This window comes from Enterobacter cloacae complex sp. 394I7 (genome assembly GCF_057320345.1).
In genome coordinates, this window is the sequence record NZ_JBXWCR010000013.1 from 65,557 (window position 1) to 81,054 (window position 15,498).

The window sequence follows — 15,498 nt, forward strand, 5'->3', positions numbered from 1 at the left end:
GTGCCCTTTAAACCCTTAGTCACCGCAGGCATCGAGAATGTCCTGAATGCCTTTCTTTACCGCGCACCGGCGCTAAAAGCCGCACGTCAGCGGCTTAACGGCAAGGTGCTGCGTGTTGTTCTGAAAGAGTTCTCGACGCCGCTTGTGCTGGTTTTCAGTGAACGCCAGCTTGACGTTCTGGGTGAGTGGGAAGGTGAAGCCGACTGCTCCGTGATTACGCACATGAGCGTGCTGCCAAAATTACGTGACCGTCAGCAGCTTACGGCGCTTATCCGCAGCGGTGAGCTGGAAGTGGAAGGCGACATTCAGGTCGTACAGAATTTCGTTGCGCTCAGCGATCTGGCCGAGTTTGACCCGGCGGAGCTGCTTGCGCCTTTCATTGGCGACATTGCTGCCGAAGGGATCGGTAAAGCCATTCATGGCGGTACGGCTTTCCTTCGCAAGAGTCTGCAACGGCAGCAACGCTATGCGGCGGAAGTGCTGACTGAAGAGTGGCGTATGGCCCCTGGCGCGCTTGAAGTTGCATGGTTTGCGGAAGAGACCGCAGCGGTTGAACGCGCGGTGGATGCCTTAACCAAACGGCTGGAAAAACTGGAGGGCAAATGACGCCTGGTGAAATTCGGCGCCTCTATTTTATCGTCCACACCTTTTTGAGTTACGGGCTCGACGAGCTTATCCCCAAAATGCGTATCACGCTGCTGCTTCGCATCTGGCGGCGGATGTTGTTCTGGATGCCTAATCGTCATAAAGATCAGCCGCTGGGTGAACGTCTTCGCCTGGCGCTCCAGGAGCTGGGCCCGGTATGGATTAAGTTCGGGCAAATGCTCTCGACTCGCCGCGATCTTTTCCCGCCGCAGATTGCCGATGAACTGGCACTGCTGCAGGACCGCGTTGCACCGTTTGACGGTGTGAGAGCGAAAAAACAGATCGAAGAGGCGATGGGCAATATTCCTGTCGAGACTTGGTTTGACGATTTCGAAATAGAACCTCTTGCTTCAGCCTCTATCGCCCAGGTGCATACAGCACGTCTGAAAGAGAACGGCAAAGAGGTGGTTATCAAAGTGATCCGCCCGGACATCCTGCCGGTAATCCGAGCGGACATGAAGCTTATCTATCGGCTTGCACGCTGGGTTCCGCGCCTGCTCCCCGACGGACGCCGTCTGCGCCCAATGGAAGTTGTGCGGGAGTATGAAAAAACGCTGATTGATGAATTAAACCTGCTGCGTGAATCGGCAAATGCCATCCAGCTGCGCCGGAACTTTGAAAACAGCCCGATGCTCTATGTGCCGGAAGTGTATTCGGACTACTGCAGCCAGAACATGATGGTAATGGAGCGGATTTACGGTATTCCGGTCTCGGATGTGGCAGCCCTGGAAAAGCAGGGAACCAACATGAAGCTGCTGGCCGAGCGTGGTGTACAGGTCTTCTTTACCCAGGTATTCCGCGACAGCTTTTTCCACGCGGACATGCACCCGGGGAATATCTTCGTCAGTTATGAGCACCCGGAAGACCCGAAATATATCGGTATTGACTGCGGTATTGTGGGCTCGCTGAACAAAGAAGATAAGCGCTATCTCGCTGAGAACTTTATTGCCTTCTTTAACCGTGATTACCGCAAGGTGGCCGAGCTGCACGTTGATTCTGGCTGGGTTCCGCCGGACACCAACGTCGAAGAATTTGAGTTTGCTATCCGTACCGTCTGCGAGCCGATTTTTGAAAAGCCGCTGGCAGAAATTTCCTTCGGACACGTATTGCTGAACCTGTTTAACACGGCACGCCGCTTCAACATGGAAGTGCAGCCACAGTTAGTTTTACTTCAGAAAACATTACTTTACGTTGAAGGTGTAGGTCGACAGCTCTATCCTCAGTTAGACTTATGGAAGACTGCGAAACCTTTCCTTGAATCCTGGATTAAGGATCAGGTGGGCATTCCGGCGCTGGTGCGCTCTATTAAAGAGAAAGGCCCGTTCTGGATAGAAAAAATGCCTGATATTCCTGAACTGATTTACGACAGTTTGCGTCAGAGCAAGAACCTTCAGCACAGCATGGATAAAATCGCCCGCGAGCTTCAGTCCAGCCGTGTTCGACAGGGGCAGTCGCGCTATCTCTTTGGCATTGGAGCAACGCTGCTGCTGAGTGGTACGCTGTTGCTGATTACTCGCCCTGACTGGCAGATGATGCCCGCCTGGCTGATGGCTGGCGGTGTTGTGGTCTGGCTCGCCGGCTGGAGAAAAACGCGCTGATTTTGCGTCGCTATCGACGGGTCGCCTACGTATAATGCGACCTGACTCATTAATCATCTATCCCTGAGGTACATGTATGGGTGGTATCAGTATCTGGCAATTGTTGATCATTGCCGTCATCGTCGTGCTGCTGTTTGGCACGAAAAAGCTCGGTTCTATCGGCTCCGATCTGGGCGCGTCTATCAAAGGCTTCAAGAAAGCGATGAGCGATGATGAGAGCAAGCAGGATAAAACCAGCCAGGATGCTGACTTTACTGCTAAATCCATCTCCGACAAGCAGGAAGAGGCGAAAAAAGAAGACGCTAAACGCCACGATAAAGAGCAGGTGTAATTCGTGTTCGACATTGGTTTTAGTGAGCTGCTGCTGGTCTTTGTGATTGGCCTGATAGTGTTAGGACCCCAGCGTCTGCCGGTGGCGGTGAAAACCGTTGTGGGCTGGGTACGCGCGCTGAGATCGCTGGCTTCGACCGTACAAAATGAGCTGGCGCAGGAACTTAAGCTGCAGGAGTTTCAGGAAAGCCTGAAAAAGGTGGAAAAGGCGAGCATGGATAACCTGACGCCTGAACTGAAAGCCTCAATGGATGAGCTGCGTGAAGCGGCAGAATCCATGAAGCGCTCCTACAGCGTCAACGATCCTGAAAAGGCGAGCGATGAAGCCAACACCATCCACAACCCGGTGGTGAAGGACAGCGAAGCGCAGCGCGAGGGCGTTACGCCTGCCAGCGCGGAGCATCAGGCTACCGCGCCTGAACAAACGCCGCAGGAATCTGAACCGAAAAAACAGGCGCAGCCGGAAGCACCGGTGGTAAAAGCGGCTGACGTTAAGCCCGCCGCGCCTGTTTCCGAATCATCCCCCTCGTCGAGTGATAAAGCGTAAACATGGCAGTAGATGATACCCAACCGCTGATTACGCACCTCATAGAGCTGCGTAAGCGCCTGTTAAACTGCATTATCGCGGTTTTCCTCATTTTCTTATGCCTGGTCTATTTCGCCAACGATATCTACCAGGTTGTCTCTGCGCCGCTGATCAAGCAGATGCCGCTGGGGGCAACGATGATCGCAACCGACGTTGCATCACCGTTCTTTACCCCTATTAAGCTCACCTTTTGGGTATCGTTGATTGCCTCTGCGCCGGTCATTCTTTATCAGGTGTGGGCGTTTGTGGCGCCAGCGCTGTACAAGCATGAACGCAAGCTGGTGATCCCGCTGCTGGTATCCAGCTCGCTGCTGTTCTATATCGGCATGGCGTTCGCCTACTTTGTTGTCTTCCCGCTGGCCTTTGGCTTCCTGACGCATACCGCGCCGGAAGGGGTTCAGGTGTCGACGGATATCGCCAGCTACCTCAGCTTTGTGATGGCGCTGTTTATGGCGTTCGGTGTGGCATTCGAAGTGCCGGTAGCCATTGTGCTGCTTTGCTGGGTAGGAGTGACGACCCCTGATGACCTGCGTAAGAAGCGCCCGTATATCCTGGTCGGCGCGTTTGTGGTTGGCATGCTGCTCACACCACCTGACGTCTTCTCACAAACACTGCTGGCAATACCGATGTATTGTCTGTTTGAAGTCGGCGTATTCTTCTCGCGTTTCTACGTGGGAAAAGGGCGTCGGTCGGATGACGAAGACGATACGTCGGAAAAGACCACTGAAGAGTAAAACCAGCCGCCCGTCAGGGCGGTTGTGCTATGGGGAATCGCATGTTTGATATCGGACTCAACCTGACCAGCTCGCAGTTTGCGAAAGACTGCGATGAAGTCGTCGCGCGTGCTTTTGCCGCCGGGGTGAAAGGGCTGCTCCTGACGGGAACCAACCTGCAAGAAAGCGAGCAGGCGCAGCAGCTTGCTCAGCGCTATGATCGCTGCTGGTCAACCGCTGGCGTGCATCCTCATGACAGCAGCCAGTGGACGCCGCAGAGCGCTGAAATCATACACAGGCTGGCGAAAACCCCTGAAGTCGTGGCCATTGGCGAATGTGGTCTCGATTTCAACCGTAACTTTTCCACACCTGCCGAACAGGAAAACGCCTTCACCGCCCAGCTCGCCCTGGCGGCGGAGCTTGGAATGCCTGTGTTTATGCACTGCCGTGACGCGCATGAGCGCTTCCTCGCCTTACTGGAACCCTGGCTCGATAAACTGCCCGGTGCGGTACTGCACTGCTTTACCGGTTCACGGCAGGAGGCGCTGGATTGTCTGGAACGCGGGTTATATCTGGGCATTACCGGCTGGGTTTGCGATGAACGTCGCGGGCTTGAGCTTCGCGAGCTGTTGCCGGTGATCCCGGCGGACCGCTTGCTTGTTGAAACCGACGCACCTTATCTGCTGCCGCGAGATATGCAACCCAAACCGGCTTCTCGACGTAACGAACCGGCCTATCTGGGGCATATTCTTGAGAGCGTAGCGCGCTGGCGCGGAGAAGACCCGCACTGGCTTTGCGCACAGACGGATGACAACGTGCGTCGCTTGTTCGGGATAGACGTTTAAACTTTGCGGAAGTCGGTGTTTTTCACGCTCTGCAATACCTGCTTATTCAGCAGGTTGAGCAGCAGCATGGAGCGTGCTTCACCGTCAGGCTCGGCGAAAATCGCCTGTAAGCCCTCGAAAGCCCCTTCAGTGATGACGACGCTGTCGCCTGCGTAGGGGGTTTCCGGATCGGTGATGCCTTCAGGTTGCTGGTACACCGAAAGCTGATGAATCACCGTTGACGGGACCGTAGCCGGGTGAGCGCCAAAACGCACAAAGTGGCTGACACCGCGTGTGGCGCTGATGGTCGTGGTGTGAATCACTTCCGGGTCGAACTCAACGAACAGATAGTTCGGGAATAATGGCTCACTGACGGTCGTGCGCTTCCCGCGCTGCATTTTTTCAAGCGTGATCACGGGTGTCAGGCAATTTACAGACTGACGTTCAAGATGTTCCTGCGCGCGCTGAAGTTGCCCGCGTTTGCAATACAGTAAATACCAGGCCTGCATAATCACTCTTTCCCTTAGTTCGGGGCGCAAGCATATCAAAACCCTGGCGGGATCGCTAAGTTGATTATAATGGGGGAAAAGGGAACAGAATGCATAAGTTCACGCTAATTTAACAAAATTACAGCATCAAGCAGGCTTACGCCGTATAATGAAGCGCTTACAGAGAGGCCATGACTAACTGCATGAAATACCACGATCTCCGCGACTTCCTGACGCTGCTGGAAAAGCAGGGCGAACTCAAACGCATTACACTTCCTGTTGATCCTTATCTGGAAATGACAGAAATTGCTGACCGCACCCTGCGTGCCGGTGGCCCCGCTTTACTGTTTGAAAACCCAAAAGGGTATTCGATGCCGGTGCTGTGCAACCTGTTTGGTACACCGCGCCGTGTGGCGTTGGGGATGGGACAGGAGGACGTCACGGCGCTACGCGAAGTGGGTAAACTGCTGGCGTTTCTGAAAGAGCCAGAGCCACCGAAAGGTTTCCGCGATCTGTTCGATAAACTGCCGCAGTTTAAGCAGGTGCTTAACATGCCAACCAAACGTCTGCGCGGCGCACCGTGTCAGCAGAAAGTGCTGGAAGGCGATGCGGTGGATCTGACAAAAATTCCTGTTATGCAATGCTGGCCCGAAGATGCTGCGCCGCTTATCACCTGGGGGCTCACCGTCACGCGTGGCCCGCACAAAGAGCGACAAAATCTGGGTATTTACCGCCAGCAGCTGATTGGCAAGAATAAGCTCATCATGCGCTGGTTGTCACATCGTGGCGGTGCCCTGGATTTCCAGGAGTGGTGTGCTGAACACCCGGGCGAGCGTTTCCCGGTTTCCGTTGCGTTAGGCGCCGATCCGGCCACGATTCTGGGGGCGGTAACGCCAGTGCCGGATACGCTGTCCGAATATGCCTTTGCAGGCCTGCTGCGCGGAACCAAAACCGAAGTCGTGAAGTGTATTTCTAATGACCTTGAAGTTCCTGCCAGCGCGGAGATCGTTCTGGAAGGTTACCTTGAGCAGGGCGAAATGGCGCCGGAAGGGCCATACGGTGACCACACCGGCTATTACAACGAAGTTGATAACTTCCCGGTGTTTACCGTCACGCACATCACCCAGCGTGAAGATGCGATTTACCACTCCACCTATACCGGACGTCCACCGGATGAACCGGCGGTACTGGGAGTGGCGCTGAACGAAGTGTTTGTGCCGATCCTGCAAAAGCAGTTCCCGGAAATTGTTGATTTTTACCTGCCGCCAGAAGGGTGTTCGTATCGCCTGGCGGTGGTGACGATGAAGAAGCAATATCCTGGTCACGCTAAACGCGTGATGATGGGCGTATGGTCTTTCCTGCGCCAGTTTATGTATACCAAATTTGTTATTGTCTGCGATGATGATGTTAACGCCCGCGACTGGAATGACGTTATCTGGGCCATTACTACGCGAATGGATCCGGCGCGCGATACGGTGTTAGTCGAAAACACGCCGATAGATTATCTGGATTTTGCCTCGCCGGTCTCCGGCCTTGGCTCAAAAATGGGACTGGATGCCACAAACAAATGGCCCGGCGAAACCGAGCGTGAATGGGGTCGACCGATCAAAAAAGATCCTGCCGTGACCGCGCGCATTGACGCGATCTGGGATGAACTGGCCATAATGAATAACGGTAAACCTGAAACAGGCCGTTAAGCCCTATAGACTTCACGACAGAGAGAGCGAATGACAACCTTAAGCTGTAAAGTGACCTCGGTAGATGCTATCACCGACACCGTATATCGCGTCCGTTTAGTACCTGAAGCGGCATTCTCTTTCCGCGCCGGTCAGTACTTAATGGTCGTGATGGATGAGCGTGATAAGCGTCCCTTCTCTATGGCTTCTACGCCAGCAGAGCAGGAATTTATTGAGCTTCATATTGGTGCGTCTGAGCTTAACCTGTATGCGATGGCCGTCATGGACCGCATTCTGAAAGAACGTGAAATCGTGGTGGATATTCCTCACGGTGATGCCTGGCTGCGTGAAGATGAAGACCGTCCGCTGATCCTGATTGCGGGGGGAACGGGTTTCTCTTACGTGCGCTCTATCCTGCTGACGGCCCTGGCGCGTAACCCGGATCGCGATATCACCATCTACTGGGGCGGCCGCGAAGAGAAACATCTCTACGACCTGTCTGAACTGGAAGCATTAAGCGTCAATCATCCACATCTGCGCATTGAGCCGGTGGTGGAGCAGCCTGAAGAGGGCTGGCGTGGGCGCAGCGGTACGGTGCTGACGGCGGTTCTGCAGGATCACGGCACGCTGGCGGGACATGATATCTATATTGCTGGCCGTTTTGAGATGGCGAAAATTGCCCGTGACCTGTTCTGCAACGAGCGTGACGCGCGTGAAGACCGTCTCTTCGGCGATGCGTTCGCGTTCATTTAAATAAAAAACCCGCCCCTGACAGGCGGGAAGAACGGCAACTAAACTTTATCTCTTCGCCACTGGCGCCATAACTGCGATGGCTGCGCGTGCTCACCCGAATCCCTTACTTCCGTAAGCGCATCGGGCGCCGCTCGCGTGCCGCCGTGTTCTGGCGACACTGGCTGTAAGAACCCCTCGAAGAGTTACACTCGCTCAAATACCGTCGCGATACCCTGACCCAGCCCGATACACATCGTCGCCAGACCAAACTGAGCGTCTTTGCGTTCCATCAGGTTAATCAGCGTGGTGCTGATGCGTGCCCCGGAACAACCCAGCGGGTGACCGAGGGCGATCGCGCCGCCATTGAGGTTAATCTTGTCGTCTATCTGATCCATCAGACCCAGATCTTTGATGCACGGCAGGATCTGCGCGGCAAAGGCTTCGTTCATCTCAAACAGATCGATATCACTGGTGGTTAAGCCTGCTTTTTTCAGCGCCAGCTTCGAGGCCGGCACCGGACCGTAACCCATAATAGACGGATCGCAACCCACCACCGCCATCGAACGCACCCGGGCACGAGGCGTCAGGCCTAATTCGCGGGCACGGCTTTCACTCATCACCAGCATCGCGGCGGCCCCGTCAGATAGGGCAGACGAGGTGCCTGCCGTTACCGTACCGGTGACCGGGTCAAACGCCGGGCGCAGCGTAGAAAGGGTTTCTACAGTGGTTTCCGGGCGAATCACTTCATCGTAGTTGAACTGCTTCAAAACGCCGTCAGCATCGTGACCACCGGTTGGGATGATCTCATGCTTAAACGCGCCGGACTGCGTTGCGGCCCAGGCGCGTGCGTGGGAGCGCGCAGCAAAGGTATCCTGCATTTCGCGGCTGATGCCGTGGAGGCGGGAAAGCATCTCAGCGGTCAGGCCCATCATTCCCGCCGCTTTCGCCACGTTACGGCTCATACCCGGGTGGAAATCAACCCCGTGGCTCATCGGCACGTGGCCCATGTGCTCCACGCCGCCGACCAGACAGGCCTGTGCATCACCGGTCATGATCATGCGTGCCGCGTCGTGCAGCGCCTGCATTGACGAACCACACAGACGGTTAACGGTCACCGCCGGAACTGAATGCGGGATCTCCGCCAGCAGCGAAGCGTTACGGGCGATGTTAAAGCCCTGTTCGAGGGTTTGCTGTACACAGCCCCAGTAAATATCGTCGAGCGCAGCGGGGTCCAGTGCCGGGTTACGCGCCAGCAGGCTACGCATCAGGTGCGCGGAGAGGTCTTCCGCGCGCACATTACGGAATGCGCCGCCTTTTGAACGGCCCATCGGGGTGCGAATCGCATCAACAATGACAACCTTTTCCATTGTGACTCCTTAAGCCGTTTTCAGCTCGCCAACCGGACGGGCTGGTTCAACTGCTGGGTAATAGGGTTCGTTATGGCGCGCTTTGTTACGCAGACCTTCCGGCACGTCATACAGCGGACCGAGGTGCTGGTACTGCTGAGCCATATCGAGATAACGGGCGCTGCCGAGCGTATCCAGCCAGCGGAACGCGCCGCCGTGGAACGGAGGGAAGCCGAGGCCGTACACCAGTGCCATATCCGCTTCTGCCGGGCTGGCGATAATGCCTTCTTCCAGGCAACGCACCACTTCGTTGATCATTGGAATCATCATTCGGGCGATGATTTCATCGTCGGTGAAGTCACGTTTCGGCTGGCTGACGTCGGCCAGCAGGCCATCCACCGCCGCGTCTTCTTCTTTCTTCGGCTTGCCTTTGCTGTCTTCTTTATAGCGCCAGAAGCCCAGGCCGTTTTTCTGACCAAAGCGGCTGGCGTCAAACAGGGCGTCAATCGCGTCGCGGTAATCTTTCTGCATGCGCTGCGGGAAGCCTGCCGCCATCACCGCCTGGGCGTGGTGTGCGGTGTCAATGCCGACCACATCCAGCAGATACGCCGGACCCATCGGCCAGCCGAACTGTTTTTCCATCACTTTGTCGACTTTGCGGAAATCCGCACCGTCGCGCAGGAGCTGGCTGAAACCGGCGAAGTACGGGAACAGCACGCGGTTGACGAAGAAGCCCGGACAGTCGTTGACCACGATTGGGGTTTTGCCCATTTTGCTGGCCCATGCCACGACTTTGGCGATCGTTTCGTCAGAGGTTTTTTCCCCACGGATCACTTCGACAAGCGGCATACGGTGCACCGGGTTAAAGAAGTGCATACCGCAGAACTTTTCCGGGCGCTTCAGAACGCCTGCCAGTTCGCTAATCGGGATGGTGGAGGTGTTTGAGGCCAGTACGGTATCAGGACGAACCTTCTCTTCGGTTTCCGCCAGCACCGCTTTTTTGACTTTCGGGTTCTCAACGACCGCTTCAACGACCACATCCACACGGTCGAAACCGCTATAGTCCAGGGTCGGGTGGATTGTCGAGATCACCCCTGAGAGTTTCAGACCGTCAATTTTGCCGCGTTCCAGCTGTTTATTCAGCAGCTTGGCCGCTTCGGTCATGCCCAGCGTCAGGGATTTCTCGCTGATGTCTTTCATCACCACAGGCACGCCTTTCCAGGCCGACTGATAAGCGATGCCGCCGCCCATAATGCCTGCACCGAGTACCGCCGCATGTTTTGGCGTCTCAACATTTTTGGTCAGCTGTTTCGCCTTACCTTTCACGAATTGATCGTTCAGGAAGATGCCCACCAGTGCGCGAGCTTCATTAGTGTGCGCCAGCGGAACAAAGCTTTGGTTTTCCAGTTTCAGCGCTTCATCACGGCCAAAGCGGGCTGCGGCTTCAATCGTTTTAACGGCGGTAATGGGCGCGGGGTAGTGTTTGCCTGCCGTCTGCATCACCATCCCTTTGGCGATGGTGAAGCTCATGGCGGCTTCAATTTTGCTGAGTTTCAACGGTTCCAGCTTCGGCTGACGTTTGGCTTTCCAGTCGAGGTCGCCATTAATGGCCTGATGCAGAATGGCGAGGGAGCCTTCAATCAGTTTTTCTGGTTTAACCACACCGTCCACCAGGCCTATTTTCTGCGCCTGTTCCGCCCCGACATCTTTACCGGCGGCAATGATCTCCAGGGCGCTATCGGCACCCAGCATGCGTGGCATACGTACGGAACCGCCAAAGCCTGGCATGATGCCCAGCTTTGTTTCCGGCAGGCCGATGCGCAGGTCTGGCGTGGCCAGACGATAGTCGGTTGCCAGCACGCACTCGCAGCCGCCGCCCAGCGCGTAGCCGTTAACGGCGGAGACTGTCGGAACAGGCAGATCTTCCAGACGATTGAAGACGCTGTTGGCAAAGTGCAGCCACTGGCTCAGCTGTTCTTCCGGGACCTGGAACAGTGAAAGGAATTCGGTGATATCTGCACCGACAATAAAAGCCGCTTTGTTTGAGCGCAGCAGCAGCCCTTTTAATTCAGATTGTTTTTCAAGCACATCCAGCGCCTGGCCAAGACTGGCCACCGTCGCGGTATCAAGCTTGTTGACTGAGCCGGGGGCATCGAACACCAGTTCGGCAATGCCATCTTCCAGCCAGTTGAGGTACAGGGTGTCGCCTTTGTAGAGCATGTCAGTCTCCTGAATCCAGCAAGTGGATCTGGTCATACCAGATGAGACGGAGTGTGGGATTTATGTTAATAAAATGCAAATTTCTCATTAAGAAATTGCTGCATTGATCACGGTCGGTGGAAATCACGCAGTCGGAGTCAGGTGTGCTAAGATGCGATGACTTGAGCTCAGAAAAATGAAAGGAAGAAAGATGGACTCACTGGCTTCGCTTTATAAAAATCATATCGTTACCCTACAGGAACGTACCCGTGATGTACTGGCGCGCTTTAAGCTGGATGCGCTGTTAATCCACTCCGGAGAGCTGATTAACACCTTCCTGGATGACCATGCGTATCCGTTTAAGGTCAACCCGCAGTTCAAAGCCTGGGTGCCGGTCACGCAGGTCCCAAATTGCTGGTTGCTGGTGGACGGGGTGAACAAGCCGAAACTGTGGTTCTATCTGCCTGTCGATTACTGGCACAACGTTGAGCCGCTGCCGACCAGCTTCTGGACGGAAGAAGTGGACGTTATCGCTTTACCAAAAGCCGATGGCATTGGCAGCCTCCTGCCAGCCGGGCGCGGCAACATTGCTTATATTGGCCCGGTTCCCGAGCGTGCGCTCGGTCTGGATATTCCGGCGGATAAACTCAATCCGAAAGGGGTTCTGGATTATCTGCACTACTATCGCGCTTATAAGACCGACTACGAACTTTACTGCATGCGTGAAGCGCAAAAAACGGCGGTAAATGGTCACCGTGCTGCGCATGAAGCGTTCCAGTCTGGCATGAGCGAGTTCGATATTAACCAGGCGTATCTGACCGCCACCGGCCACCGTGACACTGATGTCCCTTACAGCAACATCGTCGCGCTGAATGAGCATGCGTCCGTTCTGCACTACACCAGGCTCGATCACCAGGTGCCATCCGAGATGCGCAGCTTCCTGTTGGACGCCGGGGCAGAGTACAACGGCTATGCGGCCGACCTGACCCGCACCTGGGCGGCAAATGGGGATACCGATTTTGCACAGTTGATTAAAGACGTTAACGATGAGCAACTGGCACTTATTGGCACCATGAAAGCGGGAACCAGCTATGTGGATTACCACATCCAGTTCCATCAGCGCATCGCTAAACTGCTGCGTAAGCACCAGATCGTGAAAGACATGAGCGAAGAGGCGATGGTGGAAAACGATCTGACCGGGCCGTTCATGCCGCACGGTATTGGTCACCCGCTGGGTCTGCAGGTTCATGATGTTGCCGGTTTTATGCAGGATGATACCGGTACGCACCTGGCCGCGCCGTCTAAATATCCTTACCTGCGCTGCACGCGTATTCTTGAGCCGCGTATGGTGCTGACCATCGAGCCGGGTATCTACTTTATCGAATCGCTGTTAGCGCCATGGCGTGAAGGCCCGTTCAGCAAGCACTTCAACTGGGACAAAATTGAAGCGCTGAAACCGTTTGGCGGTATTCGTATCGAAGACAACGTGGTGATCCACGAAAACGGTATTGAGAATATGACGCGAGACCTGAAGCTGGCCTGATGGATAGCTGGCTGATACCGGCTGAACCGGTCACCTTTGTTGAGGAAATTAAGAAGAGTCGATTCATTACGCTGCTGGCACATACCGACGGCGTTGAGGCGGCAAAAGCGTTTGTTGAGTCCGTTCGCGCGCAGCACCCTGACGCACGTCACCATTGCGTGGCATGGGTGGCAGGGCCGCCGAACGATTCACAACAGCTGGGGTTTTCCGATGACGGTGAACCGGCAGGCACAGCCGGTAAACCCATGCTCTCCCAGTTGATGGGCAGCGGCGTGGGTGAAATCACCGCCGTGGTCGTTCGCTACTATGGCGGTATCTTATTAGGCACGGGTGGACTGGTTAAAGCGTATGGCGGTGGGGTTCAGCAGGCACTGAATATGCTGATTACCACCCGCAAAACGCCGCTCACCGAATATACTTTATTGTGCGATTACGGCCAGTTATCCGGCATTGAGGCATTGCTAAAGCAGTTTAACGGCGTCATCGCGCACCGTGACTATCAGGCAATGGTGCAACTGCGCGTGGCGCTTCCGCAGGCGGAACTGGCTGCTTTTTCAGCAAAGCTGGCGGATTTTAGTCGCGGTTCGTTGCAATTGCTGCCGATTGAAGAATAATCCCCACCTCACTTTTTTGAATACCAAAGGAAGCGGCAGAGATGCATTTTCGTGCCATTACCCGAATCGTTGGACTGCTGGTCATACTTTTTTCCGGGACGATGATTCTCCCAGGACTGGTAGCGCTTATCTACCGGGACGGCGCGGGGCGGGCATTTACCCAGACCTTCTTTGTCGCGCTGGCGATTGGCTCACTGCTTTGGTGGCCAAACCGTCGTCAAAAGGGTGAGCTGAAATCTCGCGAAGGGTTTTTGATTGTTGTTCTGTTCTGGACAGTGCTGGGAAGCGTGGGTGCGCTACCCTTTATCTTCTCTGAGCAGCCTAATCTGACCGTCACGGATGCGTTTTTTGAATCGTTCTCGGGTTTAACGACGACCGGGGCGACCACGCTGGTCGGGCTGGATTCCTTACCTCATGCCATTCTCTTTTATCGCCAGATGCTGCAATGGTTCGGGGGGATGGGGATCATCGTCCTGGCCGTGGCCATCCTGCCTATTCTCGGCGTCGGGGGGATGCAGCTTTACCGTGCGGAAATGCCGGGCCCACTGAAAGATAACAAGATGCGCCCGCGCATAGCCGAGACGGCGAAAACCCTGTGGCTTATCTATGTCTTACTGACGGTCGCCTGTGCGTTAGCGTTATGGTTTGCCGGGATGCCTGCATTCGACGCTATCGGGCACAGCTTTGCGACGATCGCCATCGGCGGGTTCTCGACCCACGATGCCAGCGTGGGTTACTTCGACAGCCCCACCATTAACACGATCATTGCCATCTTCCTGCTGATTTCCGGCTGTAACTACGGTCTGCACTTCTCCTTACTCAGCGGGCGTAGCCTGAAGGTATACTGGCGTGACCCGGAGTTTCGCATGTTCATTGGTGTCCAGCTTACGCTGGTCATCATCTGTACCGTGGTGTTGTGGTTCCACGATGTCTATAACTCCGCGTTGACTACGTTAAATCAGGCGTTCTTCCAGGTGGTGTCGATGGCAACCACCGCCGGTTTTACAACGGACAGTATTGCGCGCTGGCCGCTGTTCCTGCCGGTACTGCTGCTGTGTTCTGCGTTCATCGGGGGGTGTGCGGGGTCGACGGGCGGTGGCCTGAAGGTGATCCGTATTCTGCTGTTGTTTAAGCAGGGGAACCGTGAACTTAAACGTCTGGTCCACCCGAACGCGGTTTACAGCATCAAACTGGGTAACCGTGCCCTGCCGGAACGTATTCTTGAAGCGGTGTGGGGGTTCTTCTCGGCCTATGCGCTGGTCTTCATCGTCAGTATGCTGGCGATTATCGCGACGGGGGTGGATGATTTCTCTGCCTTTGCTTCCGTCGTTGCAACGTTGAATAACCTCGGGCCTGGCCTGGGGGTTGTGGCGGATAACTTTGCCAGTATGAACCCGGTCGCGAAATGGATCCTCATCGCCAACATGCTGTTTGGTCGTCTGGAGGTCTTTACGCTGCTGGTGCTGTTCACCCCAACATTCTGGCGCGAGTAAGGAGTCGTCGGTGAAAACACTTATTCTTTTCTCTACGCGGGATGGGCAAACGCGTGAGATTGCCTCATATCTGGCTTCAGAATTAAAAGAGCTGGGGATTTACTCTGATGTGGTGAACCTGAACCGCACGGAGCAGATAGCCTGGCAGGATTACGACCGTGTGGTTATTGGCGCGTCTATTCGTTACGGGCATTTCCATCCGGCGCTGGATCGTTTTGTGAAAAAGCATACGGCAGTACTCAATAAACTGCCCGGGGCTTTTTACTCGGTCAATCTGGTGGCGCGTAAACCTGAGAAACGTACGCCGCAGACCAACAGCTATACGCGCAAGTTTCTGTTGAGCTCTCCGTGGCAGCCTGACATCAGCGCCGTCTTTGCCGGCGCGCTGCGTTATCCGCGCTATCGCTGGTATGACCGCTTTATGATTCGCCTCATTATGAAGATGACCGGCGGCGAAACCGATACGCGTAAAGAGGTGGTGTATACCGACTGGTCGCAGGTCGCCAGTTTTGCGCGGGAGATCGCACATTTATCAGGCGATTCGCGGCTTAAATAGGCGTGACGTTTGAAAAGTGAGCGAACGAAAAGTTTTTTGTATTTTGTGCTTGTCACTTCAAAATAACTCCCTATAATGCGCCTCCACTGACACGGAACAACGGCTTACAAGCCGCCGGGTTAGCGGGGTTCAGAGATGAACACCAACAGAGAAAA

Annotated in this window: 15 protein-coding genes; 12 read left to right on the plus strand and 3 right to left on the minus strand. The window is 55.1% G+C overall.

All coding sequences use genetic code 11. The features are described from left to right. The 6 genes from ubiJ to tatD all read left to right on the plus strand — a co-directional run bounded on the left by ubiJ (window position 1) and on the right by tatD (window position 4,717). Window positions 1-606 (plus strand): ubiquinone biosynthesis protein UbiJ, encoded by a 606-nt coding sequence (gene ubiJ, locus AC2FAP_RS23365; RefSeq protein WP_032680095.1) that lies wholly within the window; start codon window positions 1-3, stop codon window positions 604-606. Next, window positions 603-2,243, plus strand: coding sequence for a ubiquinone biosynthesis regulatory protein kinase UbiB (gene ubiB / locus AC2FAP_RS23370; RefSeq protein WP_014172113.1), 1,641 nt, complete (start codon window positions 603-605; stop codon window positions 2,241-2,243). Before ubiJ ends, ubiB begins: the two co-directional genes overlap by 4 nt. 76 nt (window positions 2,244-2,319) lie before the next feature. Further along, window positions 2,320-2,574 carry a Sec-independent protein translocase subunit TatA gene (gene tatA / locus AC2FAP_RS23375; RefSeq protein WP_020882874.1) on the plus strand — a complete coding sequence of 85 codons (255 nt, stop codon included), beginning with the start codon at window positions 2,320-2,322 and terminating at the stop codon, window positions 2,572-2,574. A gap of 3 nt (window positions 2,575-2,577) precedes the next feature. Then, on the plus strand, window positions 2,578-3,120 hold the full coding sequence (gene tatB / locus AC2FAP_RS23380) for a Sec-independent protein translocase protein TatB (RefSeq protein WP_020882873.1): 543 nt from the start codon (window positions 2,578-2,580) through the stop codon (window positions 3,118-3,120). Between the two features lie 2 nt (window positions 3,121-3,122). Further along, the gene (gene tatC / locus AC2FAP_RS23385; RefSeq protein ID WP_014172110.1) at window positions 3,123-3,893 is read left to right on the plus strand and encodes a Sec-independent protein translocase subunit TatC; all 771 of its coding nucleotides are present in this window, start codon (window positions 3,123-3,125) and stop codon (window positions 3,891-3,893) included. A gap of 41 nt (window positions 3,894-3,934) precedes the next feature. Further along, window positions 3,935-4,717, plus strand: a complete 783-nt coding sequence (gene tatD / locus AC2FAP_RS23390; protein WP_047742250.1) for a 3'-5' ssDNA/RNA exonuclease TatD — start codon at window positions 3,935-3,937, stop codon at window positions 4,715-4,717. On the opposite strand, the gene rfaH is transcribed toward tatD, so the two are convergent. After that, window positions 4,714-5,205 (minus strand): transcription/translation regulatory transformer protein RfaH, encoded by a 492-nt coding sequence (rfaH, locus tag AC2FAP_RS23395; protein ID WP_020882871.1) that lies wholly within the window; start codon window positions 5,203-5,205, stop codon window positions 4,714-4,716. The two genes, tatD and rfaH, sit on opposite strands and share 4 nt — an antisense overlap. 170 nt (window positions 5,206-5,375) lie before the next feature. On the opposite strand from rfaH, the gene ubiD reads away from it, so the two are divergent. Continuing rightward, a complete protein-coding gene (gene ubiD, locus AC2FAP_RS23400) occupies window positions 5,376-6,881 on the plus strand; it encodes a 4-hydroxy-3-polyprenylbenzoate decarboxylase (RefSeq protein ID WP_014172107.1) in 1,506 nt (501 codons plus the stop codon). A gap of 30 nt (window positions 6,882-6,911) precedes the next feature. Beyond that, the gene (fre, locus tag AC2FAP_RS23405) at window positions 6,912-7,613 is read left to right on the plus strand and encodes an NAD(P)H-flavin reductase (RefSeq protein ID WP_014172106.1); all 702 of its coding nucleotides are present in this window, start codon (window positions 6,912-6,914) and stop codon (window positions 7,611-7,613) included. Between the two features lie 182 nt (window positions 7,614-7,795). Here the strand turns inward: fre and fadA are convergent, their stop codons facing one another. Then, on the minus strand, window positions 7,796-8,959 hold the full coding sequence (gene fadA / locus AC2FAP_RS23410) for an acetyl-CoA C-acyltransferase FadA (RefSeq protein ID WP_044866329.1): 1,164 nt from the start codon (window positions 8,957-8,959) through the stop codon (window positions 7,796-7,798). 9 nt (window positions 8,960-8,968) lie between these two features. Then, window positions 8,969-11,158, minus strand: coding sequence for a fatty acid oxidation complex subunit alpha FadB (gene fadB / locus AC2FAP_RS23415; RefSeq protein WP_049021979.1), 2,190 nt, complete (start codon window positions 11,156-11,158; stop codon window positions 8,969-8,971). Window positions 11,159-11,348: 190 nt separating this feature from the next. Here fadB and pepQ point away from each other — a divergent pair, with 190 nt between their 5' ends. Genes pepQ through hemG form a run of 4 tightly spaced genes read left to right on the plus strand, consistent with a single transcriptional unit; the run spans window position 11,349 to window position 15,343 of the window. After that, window positions 11,349-12,680 carry a Xaa-Pro dipeptidase gene (gene pepQ / locus AC2FAP_RS23420; protein WP_449541871.1) on the plus strand — a complete coding sequence of 444 codons (1,332 nt, stop codon included), beginning with the start codon at window positions 11,349-11,351 and terminating at the stop codon, window positions 12,678-12,680. Beyond that, the gene (locus AC2FAP_RS23425; RefSeq protein WP_182268688.1) at window positions 12,680-13,294 is read left to right on the plus strand and encodes an IMPACT family protein; all 615 of its coding nucleotides are present in this window, start codon (window positions 12,680-12,682) and stop codon (window positions 13,292-13,294) included. The genes pepQ and AC2FAP_RS23425 overlap by 1 nt, the downstream gene beginning before the upstream one ends. 41 nt (window positions 13,295-13,335) lie before the next feature. After that, window positions 13,336-14,787, plus strand: a complete 1,452-nt coding sequence (trkH, locus tag AC2FAP_RS23430) for a Trk system potassium transporter TrkH (RefSeq protein WP_025202793.1) — start codon at window positions 13,336-13,338, stop codon at window positions 14,785-14,787. 10 nt (window positions 14,788-14,797) lie between these two features. Then, window positions 14,798-15,343, plus strand: coding sequence for a menaquinone-dependent protoporphyrinogen IX dehydrogenase (gene hemG / locus AC2FAP_RS23435; protein WP_020882866.1), 546 nt, complete (start codon window positions 14,798-14,800; stop codon window positions 15,341-15,343). The last annotated feature ends 155 nt before the right edge of the window (window positions 15,344-15,498 follow it).